Genomic DNA, 15700 nt, shown 5'->3' with positions numbered 1-15700 from the left:
AAACGCCGGAGACCGCTGATGCAGTCTCCGGCGTATTCGTATCCCGGGAGGGTGTTAGCCCCTCCCGGGCGGCTTCGGTCAGCGTCTTACCACTTCGGGAGAACGCTCTCCCGACCGCTGATCCACTCGTCACCGGCGAACCGGTCGTAGCCCACGATCACGTACTTCATGTTGGCCTTCTTCGCCTCATCGAGGGCCTTCGAGAAGTCGTCAATCGAGTTGACCTTGGTCCGGTTGATCTGGGTGATCACGTCGCCACGGTCGAGTTTATTGGCAGAAGGTCCGTTCGGATCGACGCTCGTCACCACGAGGCCGGTGTTCCGGTCGAGGCCCAGTCGCTGCGCCAGCTCTGCCGAGAGGTTCTCTATCTTGACGCCCAAGGGCGACTTCTCCTGAGCCTTGGGAGCGTTGGCCGCTTCCTCGAAACCGGCGATCTTCGCAGGCATCTCACCGAGTTTGGTCTTGACCGCCAGTGGCTTCTTGTCCCGCAGCACGTTCAGCGATACCTCTGCACCCGGCTTCCGGGCGCCGACTGCCTTCTGCAGTTCCCAGGTGTCGGCAACCTTCTCGCCATCCACGGCAACGATGACGTCGTCGACCTTGAGGTCGCTGTTAACGGCAGGGCCATCCTTGTTGATGCTCTCGACGAGGGCACCGCCGTCCGGAGCACCGTAGAAGTCCTTCATGTGCTCATCAAGGTCGCCGATGCCAATACCCAGGTAGCCGCGCGCGACCTTCTTGTTCTGGATCAGGTCCTCGACAACACCGCGGGCGGTGTCGGCCGGCACAGCAAAGCCGATCCCCACGTTGCCCGGGGTCAGTCCGCTGGAGACGATTGCAACGTTGATCCCGACGACCTCGCCGTCCAGGTTGACAAGCGGACCACCGCTGTTGCCCGGGTTGATCGACGCGTCGGTCTGGATAATGTCACCGATGCGGATGTAGCGGCTCTGGCCCGGAAGGAACCGACCCTTGGCGCTGACTACGCCGACCGTGACCGTCTGCTCCAGCGAGAAGGGAGCGCCGACGGCCATGACCCACTGGCCGACCTTCGTGTTCTGGGAGTTACCAAGCTTGAGCGTCGGCAGCTTGCGGTTGACGTCAACCTTGATGACAGCGAGTTCGGTCTTCGGATCGGTGCCGATCAGCTTGGCCGTGTATTCCGTCTCGTCGTTCGGACGGTCATTGAGCTTCACCGTGATCTTCTCCGCCCCGCGGACGACGTGGGAGTTCGTCACGATATAGCCGTCGTCACGGTAGATCCACCCCGAACCGAGACTGTGACCACGTGGCTGAGCCTGTGGCTGACCACCGTCGCCACGCTGCCGGAACTGCTTGAAGAACTCCTCAAAGCCCGGCGGCACGGGGACGTCCATCTGGTTGCCTTCCTCGTCGGCTTCGGCACCCGTGCCCACCGTCTCGACCCGTATGCTGGCAACCGCAGGGGTCGTCCGTTCGGCAACCCCTGTGAAAACGCTATCAAGCTGCTTGGCAAGGCCGACTCCTGCACCGGTGACCTGCGCCTCAGCCGGCGCATGGGCACGCGGGTAGTACAACACGAGCCCCGTCAACACCGCACCAACGATCATGCTGAGCAGTATGATCGTGATATGCGAATGGCGGTTCACCAGCGATCCAGTGCTGTGCATTTTTGCTGTCCTCCTGGCCTTCGGCCAAGGTGTATGAATGGGCGCTTAGGATTCGATTTGTGCCCGTAGATTGCCTCAGGTGGACCCGTCGAGTTCTGCGCCTCAGGAGGCCTCACACCAGTGACTTCTGCGGGTCGGGCCCGATCACCCGCGGTCTGCCTGGTAACGGCCCTTGCGATCTCAGACTAGGACGCCGTCATACAACCTGGTGTTCAGTCCTGAGGTTCGCCTGCTCCGACGGGCTGTCCTCTGAGCAACTTTCCTCCGACATCCCTTATAACACCCGTTTATGCAGATTTGCTCCCAGCGTCCGCAAAGAGCCCCTGACGGAAAAAGGCGGCAGCCCGGATCCGAGAACAGGACCGAGACCGCCGCCCTTGGGTTCAACCTGCAGCTTTGGCCGCAAGTGCACCTACCCCGCGAGTACTTTGTCCAGCAGGCTCGCGATGGCGTCCTCGCTCTGCACACCAACGGTGCGCTCTGCCGGCTGACCGCCCTTGAACACGAGCAGCGTCGGGATGGTGCGGATGCCGTACTTCGTCGCCAGAGCGGCCTCCTGATCAACGTTGACCTTGCCGACCTTGACCTTGCCCGCATAATTCTCGGCGATGGCCTCTACCACGGGGGCGACCATGCGGCACGGGCCGCACCATGATGCCCAGAAATCCACCAGTACGGGGGCCTCAGCCTTGAGAACCTCAGCATCGAAAGTGGACTCGGTAAGCTCCTGTACCTGTGCCATGATGTCTCACTCCTTGGGTGTTCCGGTGATAGATCAATCAGTTCAGTAAGGCTTCGTCTGAGCCCTTACTCGCCTGCAACCATGCTTTCGTCAACTCGGACGGTCCGCTCGGTCTGAGCGATCACCTGTCCGTTGTCCCCCAGGACCTCTACTTGTACCCTGTGCTCACCCTCGTCAAACTCCTCGCCATCCAGCGAACACCGGTAGGGCTCCGAATTGCTCAGGAGCCACAGCCGGCCATCAACATAGAAGCGCACATAGCGGCCGCTCGGGCCGCCACCTACGACCGCCTCGATCTCCAAGGGCCCGCCCGCGCTCTCACCCAGTTCCTGGTCGGTCCGCAGTGCAACCGATACCGGTCCCCCGGTTGTCGTCGGACGCTGCGCAGGTCGCTGTACAGAGGCCTGTGCCGGCGGCGCGGACGCAACCAGTACGGGATTCGTGGTCCCGAAGGTGTGCGCCAGGTGATTCGCCACGACCAGCACACTGAGTACGTGCACAGCCGTGCGACTGCGGAGGCTGCGACCCGGACCCGTCTTCACCTCTACCAGGAAGCTCGGGATGCTGTGGTACAGGCCGAACCAGCGGTGGCAAAGGCTCCGCGACTGCGAGGGGCCGTCGTAGTAGATATTCGAGCGGTACCCATACGCTTTGAGCCACTTGGAAAGCTCGCCCGCTGTACCCACCGTGTGATCGCTGACGGCCTGCGGGATACCGCCTCCCGAGCCGATCGTCTCGATGAAGTTCTCTTCGTAGGCCGGTTTGGGCGCGCTCTGCGGCAGCTCGTGCAGGTCCATCACCGCATGCGGTTTCCAGGCCCGAACCGCCTGCTCAAGGGCTGCGGTCTCCGGCTGCGAGCGAGAGGCCCAGTCGCGGTTCAGGTCCACGTCCCGGGCATTCCGTCGCCGTCCTGCTTCGGCACCGTCCGGATTCGCCATCGGCACGCACACGATGGTCAAGTGCTGCAGAATGTTACGCTCCAGTTCGCCCTGGGAAGTCGCGAAGTGGTGCAGCAGTGCCAGCGCCGCCTCCGTGCCCGAGGTCTCGTTGCCATGCTGACGGGCAATGACAAACAGCCGTGCGCCCTGCCCGAACACTGTCGCGGGGTCATGCACTGCAACGGCCAGGAGGTCACGTCCCTGCGCACTCCGGCCGATTCTCGTGATCGTGATCCGGTTCGACTTCTGCAGGCTGGCCAGCTTGTTCAGCATCCCGGCATAGCTGTAGGGAGAGCTCGGCACGTGGCTCAGGATGTCATCGACTATCTCCGCCCGGCAGGTCCACGTCACCGACACAAGCGCAAGCAGGCACACGACCCTCCAGGGCCGTGCCCACTTTCGCGCCTGCTCGCCCTCCCTCCGGGATCTCTCCAAAGCCACTTCAGATACCCTGGCCTTCACGACGTACCTTCTCCATCAGCTCGCCGGCAGGCTCGAGATCGGACAGCCTGCCCACATCCATCCACCACGCCTCCTGATCGACGAACCCTCTCACATTCTCCCCGGCAGCGAGCATCGCTGGGATAACATGGTAGCCAAAGTCCAGGCCCGGCGCAAGGTACTTCCAGACGCCCGGCCCAAACATGTCCACGGCCGCGTGACAGGGCCGCCCCACGAGAGGCTTTTCCTCGAAGCCAACCAGCCGCCCCTCCTCGCTGACCTCGCCAACCCCGGCGTGGATCTCCACTTGGGTAACAAGCCCGACCGTGGCTGTGGCGCCGGTCGTTTCGTGCAGCTCACGCATCCCCCGCAGGTCCAGGGCGGTCAGGATGTCGCCGTAATGAACCAGGAAGCTCTCCCCCTCAGGGATGCACGGCCGCAGCGCCAGCACTTCGCCGGCTGTTCCCGAGGGCTCTGGACGCGCCACATACTCGATCTGCGCACCAAAACGGGATCCGTCGCCGAAGTAGTTCTCCAACTGCTCCGGGAAGGCCGTCACCGCGAACACCAACTCACTGAACCCCTGGCGCACGAGGCTGCGCACCACATACTCCGCCAGCGGGCGACCTGCCACCGGAATCATGCCCTTGTTGAGGTAACTGCTCAGCGGCCGCATGCGCGTTGCATGGCCCGCCAGGAGGATGATGGTCTTCATGAAGCTTCGGGGGAACCTCTTCGAGTTTGGTCCCTGTCAGGATACCGCAATCCGTACCCTCCGTCCACCCGTCAGAAGCCGTAGAACCTCATCCAGGGCGAGTTCACAGATAGAGTGATCCCCATCTGCCGGTAGCAGTCTGCGAGCGCCCTGTCGGCCGCCGCATAGGCCTCCCGGCTTCCCGAGCCGCTCTTCATCGCTGCCTGGGCCATCACCCGGTCGCGGTTCAGCCGGGTGTAGGTGAGGCCCGTCTGCAGGAACTCGATCCGCTGCTTCGCCGCAGGGTTCTCCTTCGCCAGCTCCCGTGCCTGATCCAGCAGCGCCTGGCACGAGCCCAGCACCTCGTCGGTGTAGTACCGTGCCAGCAAGTCCGGCGCTTCCTTACGACCCGCATCGGTGCGATCGGCTGCGACTCGGTCAATCAGCTGCTCCAGGGCAGCGAAATACTGCTTCACCGGGCCTGCTGCGGGTCCCCAGCCAGCCCGGCAGTAGTCGTCGATCACCGCGTCCACGTCAATCGACGGGTCCCACAGAAACCGCGCCAACACGTAGTAGTTCAGCCCCTGCAGCGCCCAGTGTTGGTAGCAGCAGTCGAAATCGGTCACCGTCATGCCGGTCTCGAAGCAGTGCTTCAGATCGGCGACCATGCGGTGCGGGTACAGGGCCGGGAACCCCTGCCCACCGCCCAGCAGATTCGGTCGCAGGAAGAACCGCTGGGCCATCTTCGACCAGGCATCCCAGCTTGCCAGGTCACGCTGCCGGGCATCTTCGTTCAGGTAGCTGAGCCCGACGAAGCCGATGAACACCTTCGGATGCAGCTTCTCGCGAACCGGCGGGAGCCGATAGGCGCTGTAGGCGTAGGCCCCGAGGTAGCGATCCGGGAACTTGGCGGACACTATCTCGGCCACGTGGTTGTAGAACCACACATAGCGGTCCGTGAGCGAGGGCATTGTGAAGTCCTTCTGGGTCGGGTGCCACACCTGAATCGGCGTTGCCTCGGGCGGATCCAGTGCCCGACACTTCTCGCACAGACAGAAGGTTGCCCTGCCACCGTCGTTGGGGGAGATCGAGGCACAGATCAAACCGGGGTGGGTGGCCAGCTTCTCACAGGCCTCCGCCGCAACCTGCGCGATGACCTCGGGGTTCGAGACGCACAGCCGGGCGCGGTCGCCGATGTTGCCCTGGTCACGGGTGCCGCTGGGCTGAAGCGCGAACCAATCCGGGTGCTGGACGTGGAAGCTGTCCCACCAGTGTCCGAAGGCATGCCCGTAGTTGTACTCGCCCTGCGTGCCCAGTCGCTGACGCCGAAACCATGCCGGCCCCTCGGCGTGGACCGCCTCGAACTGCTCGCGCGTAAGGCCCAGCTTGTCCAGCCCGGCCTGCACTCGCTCGTGGTACTCGATGTCGCGGATTTTGCGCTGGATGATCGGCGGGGTATAGTCCACGTCCAGGTCGGGCATCGCCAGGTCCGGCTTCGACGGCACGACTTCGCCGAGGGGCCCCGGCCAGAGCCAGCGCACCCCAAGGCGTTCCAGCAGCTCGTAGGCCGCCCACTGGGTCCCCGCCAACTCGAAGCCGGTCGGACCGCGGTCGCAGCCAAGAACCACCAGCCAGCCCTCACCGGACTTGATCCGGATCTGCTCGGGCTTGAGCTTCGTGCTGTCAAAGCCCAGGCTCCGCGCCCGGTCACTGTCCCCGACCAGGATCGCCAGGCCGCCGGGAGCCTTGTCCTTCCCCTCAGCCACCACAGGCACGGCCGCACCTGTGATCCGCTCCAGGTACAGCTTCAGCTCCTGCGAAGCCCTAAGGGCGGCGTCCGTGGGCTTGCGTCGCACGTACAGGTAGGCGTCAAACCCCGCAGAAGCCTGATAGCACAAACCTAGCAGCACAACACCAACCGTCAGCGCCCGCATCGCACCGATCACCTCGCGCAAACAGCAGTTGGGTGTTGATTCCCGACGCCGGCGCCCCACACCTTCCCGAGCAGAAGAGAGGGCGCGGACAGTGCCGTCCGCGCCCTGCTCAGGTCTTCAGAAGCCGACTGCTACGGGATGACCTTGTTCAGAGGGTACTCGATGATGCCCTCGGCACCCGCGGCCTTCAGTTGCGGGATGAGCGTACGGACCGTCCGGCTGTCAACGACCGTCTCCACAGCCGACCAGTCACCGTCAGCCAGCGGGGAAACCGTCGGCCGCTTCAGCGCCGGCAGTACACCCAGAACCTTCTCCAGATCGGCGGCCGCGACGTTCATCTTCAGGCCGACCTTCTGCTCTGCAGCCAGGGCGCCGCGCAGAAGCAGTGCGATGTCCTCGATCTTCGAGCGCTTCCAGGGGTCTTCCCACGCCTGCCGGTTGGCCACCAGCTTCGTGGTTGACTCGAAGAGCACATCGACGATCTTGAGGTTGTTGGCCACCAGGGTGCTGCCCGTCTCGGTCCCCTCAATGATGGCATCCACCAGACTCGGGCACTTGGCCTCCGTGGCACCCCAGGAGAACTCAACGTGGGCTTCCACGCCATGGTCAGCCAGATAGCGTCGGGCCACACCGACCAGTTCGGTGGCGATCCGCTTCCCGCCCAGGTCTTCCGGGCCCTTGATGTCCGAACTCTCGTGGACCGCGAGCACCCACTTGTAGGGCCTCATGCCGCGTTTCGCATAGACCAGATCGGCAACCTCAACCACGTCGGCGTCGCGCTCCCTGATCCAGTCCAGACCGGTGAGCCCGCAGTCGAGAATGCCTTGCTCGACATACCCAGGCATCTCCTGAGCGCGCAGTAGCACGCTCCAGATCTCCTCGTCATCCACGGCCGGATGATACTGCCGCTCGTCGACGCTGATCTTGAAGCCCGCGTGCTCGAAGATCTCAAGGGTCGCCTGTTGCAGGCTCCCTTTAGGTAGTCCCAATCGAAGGATTCGCTCAGACAAGCACGTCACTCCCTACCACTGGCGATTTTGCGTCGCGGGATTATACCACAACCGATAGGCCCTTGTCAGACCCCGCCGGACCCCCTCAGCGCCTTCGCAAGCGGGCCCACCAACCGCACCTCGGAGTCCTCGGAATCGGCCAGCGCCTCAGCCGTAACGCCGGGTGATATCTCCACCCTCGGAGCGATCGCCGCCAGCGGCACCAGCACGAACTGGCGCTCGCAGATCCGTGGATGCGGGAGCTGCAGGTCCGGCAAGTCGACGGACTCCCCCCCGTACCTCAACAGGTCGATATCGATGGCTCGCGGTCCCCAGCGCTCCGAGGGCACACGACCGAGCCTGCGCTCCAGCTCCTTGACCACCGATAGCAGCATCTGTGGCCTCAGCGCCGAGCGAACCGCGATCACCATGTTGAGGAAGGGCGGCTGGTCCTGCACTCCCCAGGGTGCCGTCTCATACACCGGCGAGAGCCTGACCAGGTCCAGCCCGGGCGTCAGCGCCAGGCACAGTGCAGCGCGGGCAAGCTGCTCCGCCCGGTGCCCGAGATTCGACCCCAGCCCAAGGTATACCAGCGCGGGAGATTCGCTCATGGTTCAGTCTCGCGAAGGGGATATGGCAGCATGTCTGCGGGGAGAGACCTGGACCGCGTCTGCGGACCCAAGCAGCTTGACCGAACCTCAGGAAAGCAACCGGGGCCGGTTCAGGGGGTACTCAGGGTCGTTGTCCCGGTGGGCCAAGAGCTGCTGGAAGGCCCCGGCCGTGAGCGCAAAGCCTTTGGCCTCCAGGGCCGCCTCGGGAGTAGACTGAAGCTGCAGCCGGAACTCGTAGTCCACCTCTCGCAGGGCGATGATCTGCTGGAGTTGGAGCACGTCGAGCGCACCCAGTGCATCGCGTACCGCATACAGCACATCATCGTCCGGACCGGCCAGACGCGCTGCCAGATACAGCCGCCGGGAGGCTTCCGGGTAGTTCTTCAGCCGCTGCTCCACCAGCGCAAGCTTGTAGTGTGCGTAGGGATCGAGCGGCGCTGCCAGGACCCACCGATTCGCCGCCTCCCGCGCACGAGCTACCTCTCCTGTGAACTCACAGGCCGTCGCCAGTATCGCCAGTAGCGGGATGTCGCTGGCGCGTGGCGGCACGTCTGCTCCGCACGTCCGCTCCTCGATCATGTCGCACGCACGGGTGACCGCGTCGGTATTGCCTTCGGCCATCAAGGTCTCAATAGCGCGAACCATTCCAGTTGTCTGGTTCACGACCTCACACCCCTCAGTCTCTCGATCGTTGCTGCATCCTCCGCTGCCGGTAGCTCGACTGTTGCTGCCCCTCACCCACCCCAGAACGGTCACGCTATCCACTTCGACGTTAGCAGCCCGATTCCTGCCTGTCACAAAAAGACGCCGGCCCGAAGGCCGGCGTCTCTGCTGACCATCTGCTTACCTCATGGCGCCTCGGGGCTCGACTGCAGGCCCGGCGCAGGGCCGGCCGCCCTCGGGCTCGCCTCAGGCTCCGCCGGAGTGGCCGGAGGCTCCGAGGGTGTCTCGTCGGGCTCCGGCTCCGGCGGCAGCTTCCCCGTCGCCACGATCGCCGCTACCTCTTGCTGGTCAAGGGTCTCCTTCTCCAGCAGTACCTCCACCAGCGCATCCAGCTTGTCGCGGCCGCCGCCCAGAAGCTCCGTCGCTCGCTTGAAGCAGGCCTCTACCAGTCGCCGGATCTCCTCGTCGATATCCCGGGCCACCTCTTCGCTGTAGTTCCGCTCCTCGGCGAGGTCTCGGGCAAGGAAAATCGGCCCGTGCCGCTTGCCATAGGTTAGCGGCCCAAGGGCTTCGGTCATCCCGTACTCGGTCACCATCTGCCGCGCCATTTCGGTCACACGCTCCAGATCGTTCGCAGCCCCACTCGTGAGCTCTCCCAGGACAAGCTCCTCTGCGGCGCGACCGCCCAGCGCCTGGGTCATGCGGTTCAGAATCTCGGTCCGCGTAACCAGGTACCGGTCCTCCTCGGGCAGGCTGATCGTGTAGCCCAGGGCCATGCCACGGGGTAGGATCGTCACCTTGTAGGTCGTGTCGAACCCCGGCATCAGGCAACCGACCAGCGCATGGCCTGCCTCGTGGTAGGCCAGCGTCCTGCGCTCATGCTCCCGAATGACCCGACTGCGCCGTGCCGGCCCGGCGATTACGCGCTCGACGGCTTCGTCAAACTCGACCATGTCGATGCGCTTCTTGTCGCGCCGTGCCGCCAGCAAGGCCGCCTCGTTCACCAGGTTTTCGATATCGGCGCCGGAGAAGCCCGGTGTTCGCTTGGCCAACACCTTAACGTCGACTTCTTCGTTGAGCGGCTTGTCCTTCACGTAGATCTGCAGGATCGCTTCGCGCTCGCCCACGTCCGGGTTGTCCACCACAATCCGGCGGTCAAACCGCCCTGGACGCAGCAGCGCCGGGTCGAGGATGTCCGGGCGGTTCGTCGCCGCCAGGATGATAATATCCGCGTTCGGGTCGAAGCCATCCATCTCCACCAGCAGGGCATTCAGGGTCTGCTCGCGCTCATCATGCCCGCCACCAAGGCCCGCACCGCGCAGGCGGCCCACGGCGTCCAACTCGTCGATGAAGACGATCGCCGGCAGGTGCTGCTTGGCCTGGGCAAAGAGGTCGCGTACCCGCGATGCACCGACCCCGACGAACATCTCCACGAAGTCGGAGCCGCTGATGTAGAAGAACGCACAGTTCGCCTCACCCGCAACCGCTCGGGCCAGAAGGGTCTTGCCGCAGCCCGGAGGTCCCACCAACAGCACGCCTCGGGGGATCTTCGCACCGAGCGCACGGAACTTCTCAGGCTCCCGGAGGAACTCGACGACCTCCTGCAGCTCCTCCTTGACCTCCTTCATCCCCGCAACGTCGTTGAAGGTGACCTTCTCGTGATTCTCGCCCAGCAGCTTCGCCTGGCTGCGCCCGAAGGACAGGGCCTGCCCGCCACTCATCTTCATCTGCCGGGTGAAGAAGACCCACAGGAACACCAGGATGCCGATCGGGACAAGGACATTGCCGGCCAGTGCCAGCAGGCGGTCGGCCCAGAGGCCCTGGACGATCGACACCTTCGTCCCCCGCGGCACCGTCTCCACCAGCTTGTCCACGGTCTCCGGGCTCATCCACACCTCGGCCCGGAACTTGTCGTACTTCCTCTCGTAATGGGCACGGCCTGCCGTCGAGAGGGAGCCGCGAATCTGTCGCCCGCCACCCACGATCTCAATCTCAGACAGGTAGCCGGCTCTCACCGCCTCGTTGAGCTCAGGCAGGCTGTCAAACACCTTGACCGGTGTCTGGGCGTTCAGCCGCGGAATCATCCATAGGATATAGATGAAGGCGACGGCCACGATCGTCAGAACCACAGGGTTTTGCTTGGGCATTGACTCCGCCGCCGGGCAAGGCCGACGGCCTCCTCCAGTGTCTATGGTACGAAAGCCCTCTAGGCTAACGCTAAAGCCCCCGACTGCACTCGTCCCTTCCTGACCACCAGACCACACCCTCCGGTGGCGTCCAGGTCAGGCGAACACAGCGGGTATCCTCCGGATGCAACCGTCCTTGCTGCCCCACCACCACGCCGCCAACCCACAGGACTGTTCCCTTCGCATCGGTCACCACCGGGACTCGGTGTCGGTCCGCGCGTGGCACCTTTGCGTTGACGAAGCAGTCCTGCAGCTTCTTGTGACCGGTCATGCCCAGTGGCTGTACCCGATCGCCGGGCTGCCAACTGCGCACGACGAGTTCCCGGCCGGCTGCCTCAACCTTCACCAACGCCTCGGAGTGCGGCGTTGACTTCAGGCGAGGCGGACATTCCTGCACCTGTGCCCGCAGACTGCCCCCGACCGGCAACCTAACCTCTCCCGGCACTTCCAGCTCGACCTTCCACGACTTCCAGCCCTCTTCACGAGCCTCTTGCCGGGCCAAGACAAGAGCATTATACCCTCGCTTAGCGCAAACCTCAAAGGGCAAGGCCGCCCGCGAGCCCGGCTTACCCTCCTCCACTAGCTCCCTGAGCGCCTGCACGTGTGCACTCAGCACACCCGCGGTCCCACCACAAGCCTCCTGCAGGCACTTCAGCAGCAGGCGGTTGACCAGCCCGTCGGGCACCTGCGACAGCTCTGCCAGCCCAATTCTCAGGGCCTCGCCATCCCGCTCACAGACCTCCGCCAGCGCCGCGTCCACCATCGGGCCGGTCCACACCACCTCTTCCTCAACGGCCTCCGCAAGTCGCACCAACGCTTCCTCGACTCCCGGTGAATACTCCTCGACAAGCAGAGGCATCAACTTGAGGCGCACACGATTCCGCAGGTACCCGTCAACCTCCTGGTTTGTCCGGTCGACGCGGGGCTCCAGGCCACGCTCGCGGCAGTAGGTGCCCGTCTCCTCCCGGCTGTGGCCGATCAGGGGACGAACCACCTGCCCGTTGACCGGCGGGATGCCCCTCAGGCCATCCAGGCCGGAGCCCCTCAGGACGTTCATCAGCACCGTCTCGGCGCGGTCCGTCCTCGTGTGGCCCACGGCTATCTTGGCACAGCCCTGTTTCGCAGCCACTTCGCGAAGGAAGCCGTAGCGCGCCTCGCGTCCCGCATGCTCCAGCGACAGGCCGCAGGACTTCGCCAGTTCCGGCACTTCAGCTTCGCCCAACACTACCGGAACGCCCAGGCGCTCACCGAACTCCGCCACGAAGCGCGCATCTGCCTCCGCCTCAGCGCCCCGGATCCCGTGGTTGAGGTGGGCAGCCAGCACCGTGACCGCCAGCCGCTCCCGCAACCCGGAAAGAGCATCCAGAAGCGCCAGCGAGTCCTGGCCCCCGGAGACAGCCACCAACACGCGCTCACCCGGCTCGAGCATCCGGTAGCGTCTCACCGTCGCCAGCAGCTTTTGCTCGAACGTCCGTGGGGGAGCAGACACAGTGGATCGTCACCAGAGGTGCGTCGCAAGCGGGCTCCAGCTTGTCCGACGTCGCGCCGGAGCCCGCACCCTAGGACCCGCAACAACTCATGCAGGAGTTAGGCCGTCAGTCGCCGCAGCGCCGTCAGGTAGATCTCGCGCGTCTGCGCGACGACTTCCGCCGGCAGCTCCGGTCCCGGCGGTTCCTTGTTCCAGTCCAGCGTCTCCAGGTAATCGCGCACGAACTGCTTGTCGAAGGCTTCCTGAGGCCGTCCCGGTTCGTACTTGTCAGCATCCCAGTACCGCGAGGAATCCGGCGTCAGCACCTCGTCCACCAGGATCATCTCGCCGTCGACCAGGCCGAACTCGAACTTCGTGTCCGCGATGATGAAGCCCCGCGTGGCAGCATATTCCGAGGCCTTCAGGTAGATCTCGATGGCCTTGCTCTCCAGCTTCTCAGCGAGCTCCGCGCCAAGCAGGTTCTTGACCTCGTCGCGGGTCATGTTCTCGTCATGCCCGGACTCTGCCTTGGAGGTCGGCGTGAAGAGCGGCTGCGGCAGTTTCGCCGACTGCACCAGACCGGCGGGCAGACGGTGGCCGCAGACTTCCCGGCTCTGCTGGTAGGACTTCCAGCCACTCCCGGCCAGGTACCCGCGCACGACGGCCTCCACCGGGATCACCTGGGCCTTCTTGCACCACATTGTCCGCCCTTCGAGCACCTCGCCGAAGGCCTGCGTCGGCGCCGGGAAGTCCTTGACCTCGGCGCTGATCAGGTGGTTCGGCGTTACCTCTCGCAGGTAGTCGAACCAGAAGAGGGATAGCTGGGTGAGGATCTTGCCCTTCCCAGGGATGCCGTTGGCCATGATCACGTCAAAGGCCGAGATCCGGTCGCTGGCGACGATGAGTAGGCCGTCGCCGTAGTCGTAGACATCCCGCACCTTCCCGGAGCGTGCACAGACCGCTCCCGGCAGGTCGGTCTTGAGAACCGTGCGTTCCACCTGGGCACTCATCCTGGTCGATTGCTCCTGTTCGAGCTCAGGTCGCCGCGGTGCTCTTGCCCGAGTACCGCGCTCCCTGGCACCTTCGGCCTTCGCTCAGGCGTCGTAGCACGCCGAGGCCTCGGCCACGAGCTGGCTGACCAGCTTCTTGACCGACACGATCTCGGCGCAGCGACGCACCTTGGACCCGGCAAAGGCGAAGGCGTCCTCCAGCTTGCCGGCAGCGGCGTTGGCGAGGGCCTTGGCGATGCAGAAGGGCGCAGTCTTCGGATCACAACTGCGCAGGCAACGGTACTCGCACTTGAAGGGAACGGTCTCGCCGCGCAGGATGCGCTCCACGAAGGCGTTCCGGATGACCCGCGCCGGCATACCAACCGGGCTGTGAATCACCATCACGTCCTCTTCCTTCGCCTGCAAGTACGCGTTCTTGAAGGCGTCGTCGACGTCGCATTCCTCGGTGCAGACGAAGCGCGTCGCCATCTGCACACCCGACGCGCCCAGCTTCAGGAATCGGGAGATGTCGGCGCCGTCGTAGATGCCTCCTGCGGCGATGACCGGCATCGGCCGCTCGTAGGAGTTCGCCACCGCGACGGTCTCGGCCACCAGCTTCTCCAGGCTCGGCTGCGTCTCAGCCCCCATCTCCGCGTGTGAGAACCCGAGGTGACCGCCTGCCTGTGGTCCTTCGACCACCACTGCATCCGGAAGCCGATTGTGTGCCCGGAGCCACTTGGTGCAGATTATGCGCAGCGCCCGTGCCGACGACACGATCGGCACCAGCTTCACCTGTGCGTCTTGCACGAGCCCGGGCAGTTCCAGAGGAAGGCCCGCGCCGGAGACGATCATGGATACCTTGTTCTCCACGGCCACCTTGACCAGATTGGCGTAGTTGGAGAGGGCAACCATGATGTTGACGCCAATGACCCCGCTGCTCAGACTCCGGGCCTTCTGGATCTCTTCTTTGAGAGCGAGGTCATTCATCTCAACGAAGTGCTTCCCCGAGTAGAGCTCATAGTGCGCGATCCCCGCACTCGCGATCATCCCCGCACAGCCCTCATTGGCTACCGCCGACGCGAGCCGTGCCCCAGATACTCTGACCCCCATCCCGCCTTGTATGATTGGTGTAGGAATTGTCAGATCGCCGATCCTAAGCGTCGGTAGTCTCATTCGCAGCGACCCTTCAGAAGACCGTCACGCATGGCGCGCAACTCCGTCCTTCTCGTGTATTGCGTTGCCAGGGCTCGAAGACCGAGTTCCCCTTCCACATTACTCCCGCCCAGGGCGAGAGCCCCCGTCCTTGCCCGACAGCCCCAACAGTTCAATCAGCTCGCCGAGATCCTTGCCGCACTTCTCGGGCTCTGTCGCAATCTGGATCGCCCGATCCGGGTCCTTCAGCCCGTGCCCGGTAACCGTGCACACCACGGTTGCCGGCTCCTGCCCAAAGTACCCGTCTTCAGCCAGTTTGTACACCCCGGCCAGAGACGCTGCCGACGCCGGCTCGACGAACACGCCCTCCTCCGCCGCCAGGTCCTTGTAGGCCTTCAGAATCTCTTCGTCCGTGACCGCCCGGAACACCCCACCGGACTCCTTCACCGCGTTCTCCGCGTCCTGCCACCGTGCGGGATTGCCGATGCGGATCGCCGTGGCGATCGTCTCCGGGTTGTCCACCCTGACGCCGCTCACGAGTGGTGCAGCCCCGGCCGCCTGGAAGCCCAACATCGTCGGCCGCCGGTCCACCATCCCCTTCTCGCGGTACTCCTTGTAGCCCATCCAATAGGCCGAGATGTTCCCCGCATTGCCCACCGGAAGCGCGTGGAAGTCCGGCGGCGCGCCGAGCACATCACAAACCTCGAAGGCGGCCGTCTTCTGGCCTTCCATCCGGTAGGGGTTCAGCGAGTTCACCAGTTCGATGTCGTACCGGCTGGTGATCTCCCGCACCAAGTTCAGGCAGTCGTCGAAGTTCCCGGCGATCTGGATCGTCCGGGCACCATAGGCCAGCGCCTGCGCGAGCTTGCCCAGCGCGATATACCCGTCCGGGATCAGCACCACGCAACGCATTCCGGCTCGTACCGAGTAGGCGGCCGCAGCGGCTGAAGTGTTCCCGGTCGAGGCGCACATGCACACCCTGGCGCCCCGCTCCTTCGCCTTGGTCATGGCCATGCACATGCCACGATCCTTGAAGGAGCCGGTCGGGTTGACGCCCTCGTACTTGAAGAAGATGCGCAGCTTACCCGGCAGCCGCCGTGCGATCGCGAGGCTCGGGATCAGCGGCGTGCCACCCTCCAGCAGCGTCACGACGGGCGTACTCTCGCTCACCGGTAGGTACTCGCGGTACTCCTCGATCACACCCCGCCAGGGGTTCGACTGCTTGTGAGCCTTCATACCTGCTC

Annotated in this window: 13 protein-coding genes; all 13 read right to left on the bottom strand. The window is 64.5% G+C overall.

Features of this window, described 5'->3' with window-relative positions; all coding sequences use genetic code 11:
* Positions 1-86: 86 nt before the first annotated feature.
* The 13 genes from ABFE16_14580 to thrC all read right to left on the bottom strand — a co-directional run bounded on the left by ABFE16_14580 (position 87) and on the right by thrC (position 15692).
* Positions 87-1649 (bottom strand): trypsin-like peptidase domain-containing protein, encoded by a 1563-nt coding sequence (locus ABFE16_14580; protein ID MEN6346522.1) that lies wholly within the window; start codon positions 1647-1649, stop codon positions 87-89.
* 412 nt (positions 1650-2061) lie between these two features.
* Positions 2062-2391: a thioredoxin gene (gene trxA / locus ABFE16_14575; protein MEN6346521.1), complete on the bottom strand. Its 330-nt coding sequence runs from the start codon at positions 2389-2391 to the stop codon at positions 2062-2064.
* Between the two features lie 65 nt (positions 2392-2456).
* Complete coding sequence (locus tag ABFE16_14570) at positions 2457-3704, bottom strand: M14 family zinc carboxypeptidase (protein MEN6346520.1); 1248 nt, start codon at positions 3702-3704, stop codon at positions 2457-2459.
* A gap of 67 nt (positions 3705-3771) precedes the next feature.
* Complete coding sequence (locus tag ABFE16_14565) at positions 3772-4485, bottom strand: nucleotidyltransferase family protein (protein ID MEN6346519.1); 714 nt, start codon at positions 4483-4485, stop codon at positions 3772-3774.
* 71 nt (positions 4486-4556) lie between these two features.
* The gene (locus ABFE16_14560; protein ID MEN6346518.1) at positions 4557-6398 is read right to left on the bottom strand and encodes a DUF4838 domain-containing protein; all 1842 of its coding nucleotides are present in this window, start codon (positions 6396-6398) and stop codon (positions 4557-4559) included.
* A 131-nt stretch (positions 6399-6529) separates the two neighbouring features.
* Positions 6530-7408, bottom strand: a complete 879-nt coding sequence (hisG, locus tag ABFE16_14555) for an ATP phosphoribosyltransferase (protein MEN6346517.1) — start codon at positions 7406-7408, stop codon at positions 6530-6532.
* A 65-nt stretch (positions 7409-7473) separates the two neighbouring features.
* Complete coding sequence (gene folK, locus ABFE16_14550) at positions 7474-7998, bottom strand: 2-amino-4-hydroxy-6-hydroxymethyldihydropteridine diphosphokinase (protein MEN6346516.1); 525 nt, start codon at positions 7996-7998, stop codon at positions 7474-7476.
* 87 nt (positions 7999-8085) lie between these two features.
* Positions 8086-8661 carry a hypothetical protein gene (locus ABFE16_14545; GenBank protein ID MEN6346515.1) on the bottom strand — a complete coding sequence of 192 codons (576 nt, stop codon included), beginning with the start codon at positions 8659-8661 and terminating at the stop codon, positions 8086-8088.
* A 185-nt stretch (positions 8662-8846) separates the two neighbouring features.
* Positions 8847-10808, bottom strand: a complete 1962-nt coding sequence (gene ftsH, locus ABFE16_14540) for an ATP-dependent zinc metalloprotease FtsH (protein ID MEN6346514.1) — start codon at positions 10806-10808, stop codon at positions 8847-8849.
* A 70-nt stretch (positions 10809-10878) separates the two neighbouring features.
* Complete coding sequence (gene tilS, locus ABFE16_14535) at positions 10879-12336, bottom strand: tRNA lysidine(34) synthetase TilS (GenBank protein MEN6346513.1); 1458 nt, start codon at positions 12334-12336, stop codon at positions 10879-10881.
* Between the two features lie 98 nt (positions 12337-12434).
* Positions 12435-13313, bottom strand: a complete 879-nt coding sequence (locus ABFE16_14530; protein MEN6346512.1) for a phosphoribosylaminoimidazolesuccinocarboxamide synthase — start codon at positions 13311-13313, stop codon at positions 12435-12437.
* A gap of 96 nt (positions 13314-13409) precedes the next feature.
* Positions 13410-14477 (bottom strand): nitronate monooxygenase family protein, encoded by a 1068-nt coding sequence (locus ABFE16_14525; GenBank protein ID MEN6346511.1) that lies wholly within the window; start codon positions 14475-14477, stop codon positions 13410-13412.
* Positions 14478-14576: 99 nt separating this feature from the next.
* Positions 14577-15692, bottom strand: a complete 1116-nt coding sequence (gene thrC / locus ABFE16_14520) for a threonine synthase (GenBank protein ID MEN6346510.1) — start codon at positions 15690-15692, stop codon at positions 14577-14579.
* Between the last annotated feature and the right edge of the window lie 8 nt (positions 15693-15700).

This window comes from Armatimonadia bacterium (assembly GCA_039679385.1).
In the GTDB taxonomy this organism is placed as follows: Bacteria; Armatimonadota; Zipacnadia; order Zipacnadales; family JABUFB01; genus JAJFTQ01.
This window is presented reverse-complemented; position numbering and strand designations above follow the sequence as displayed.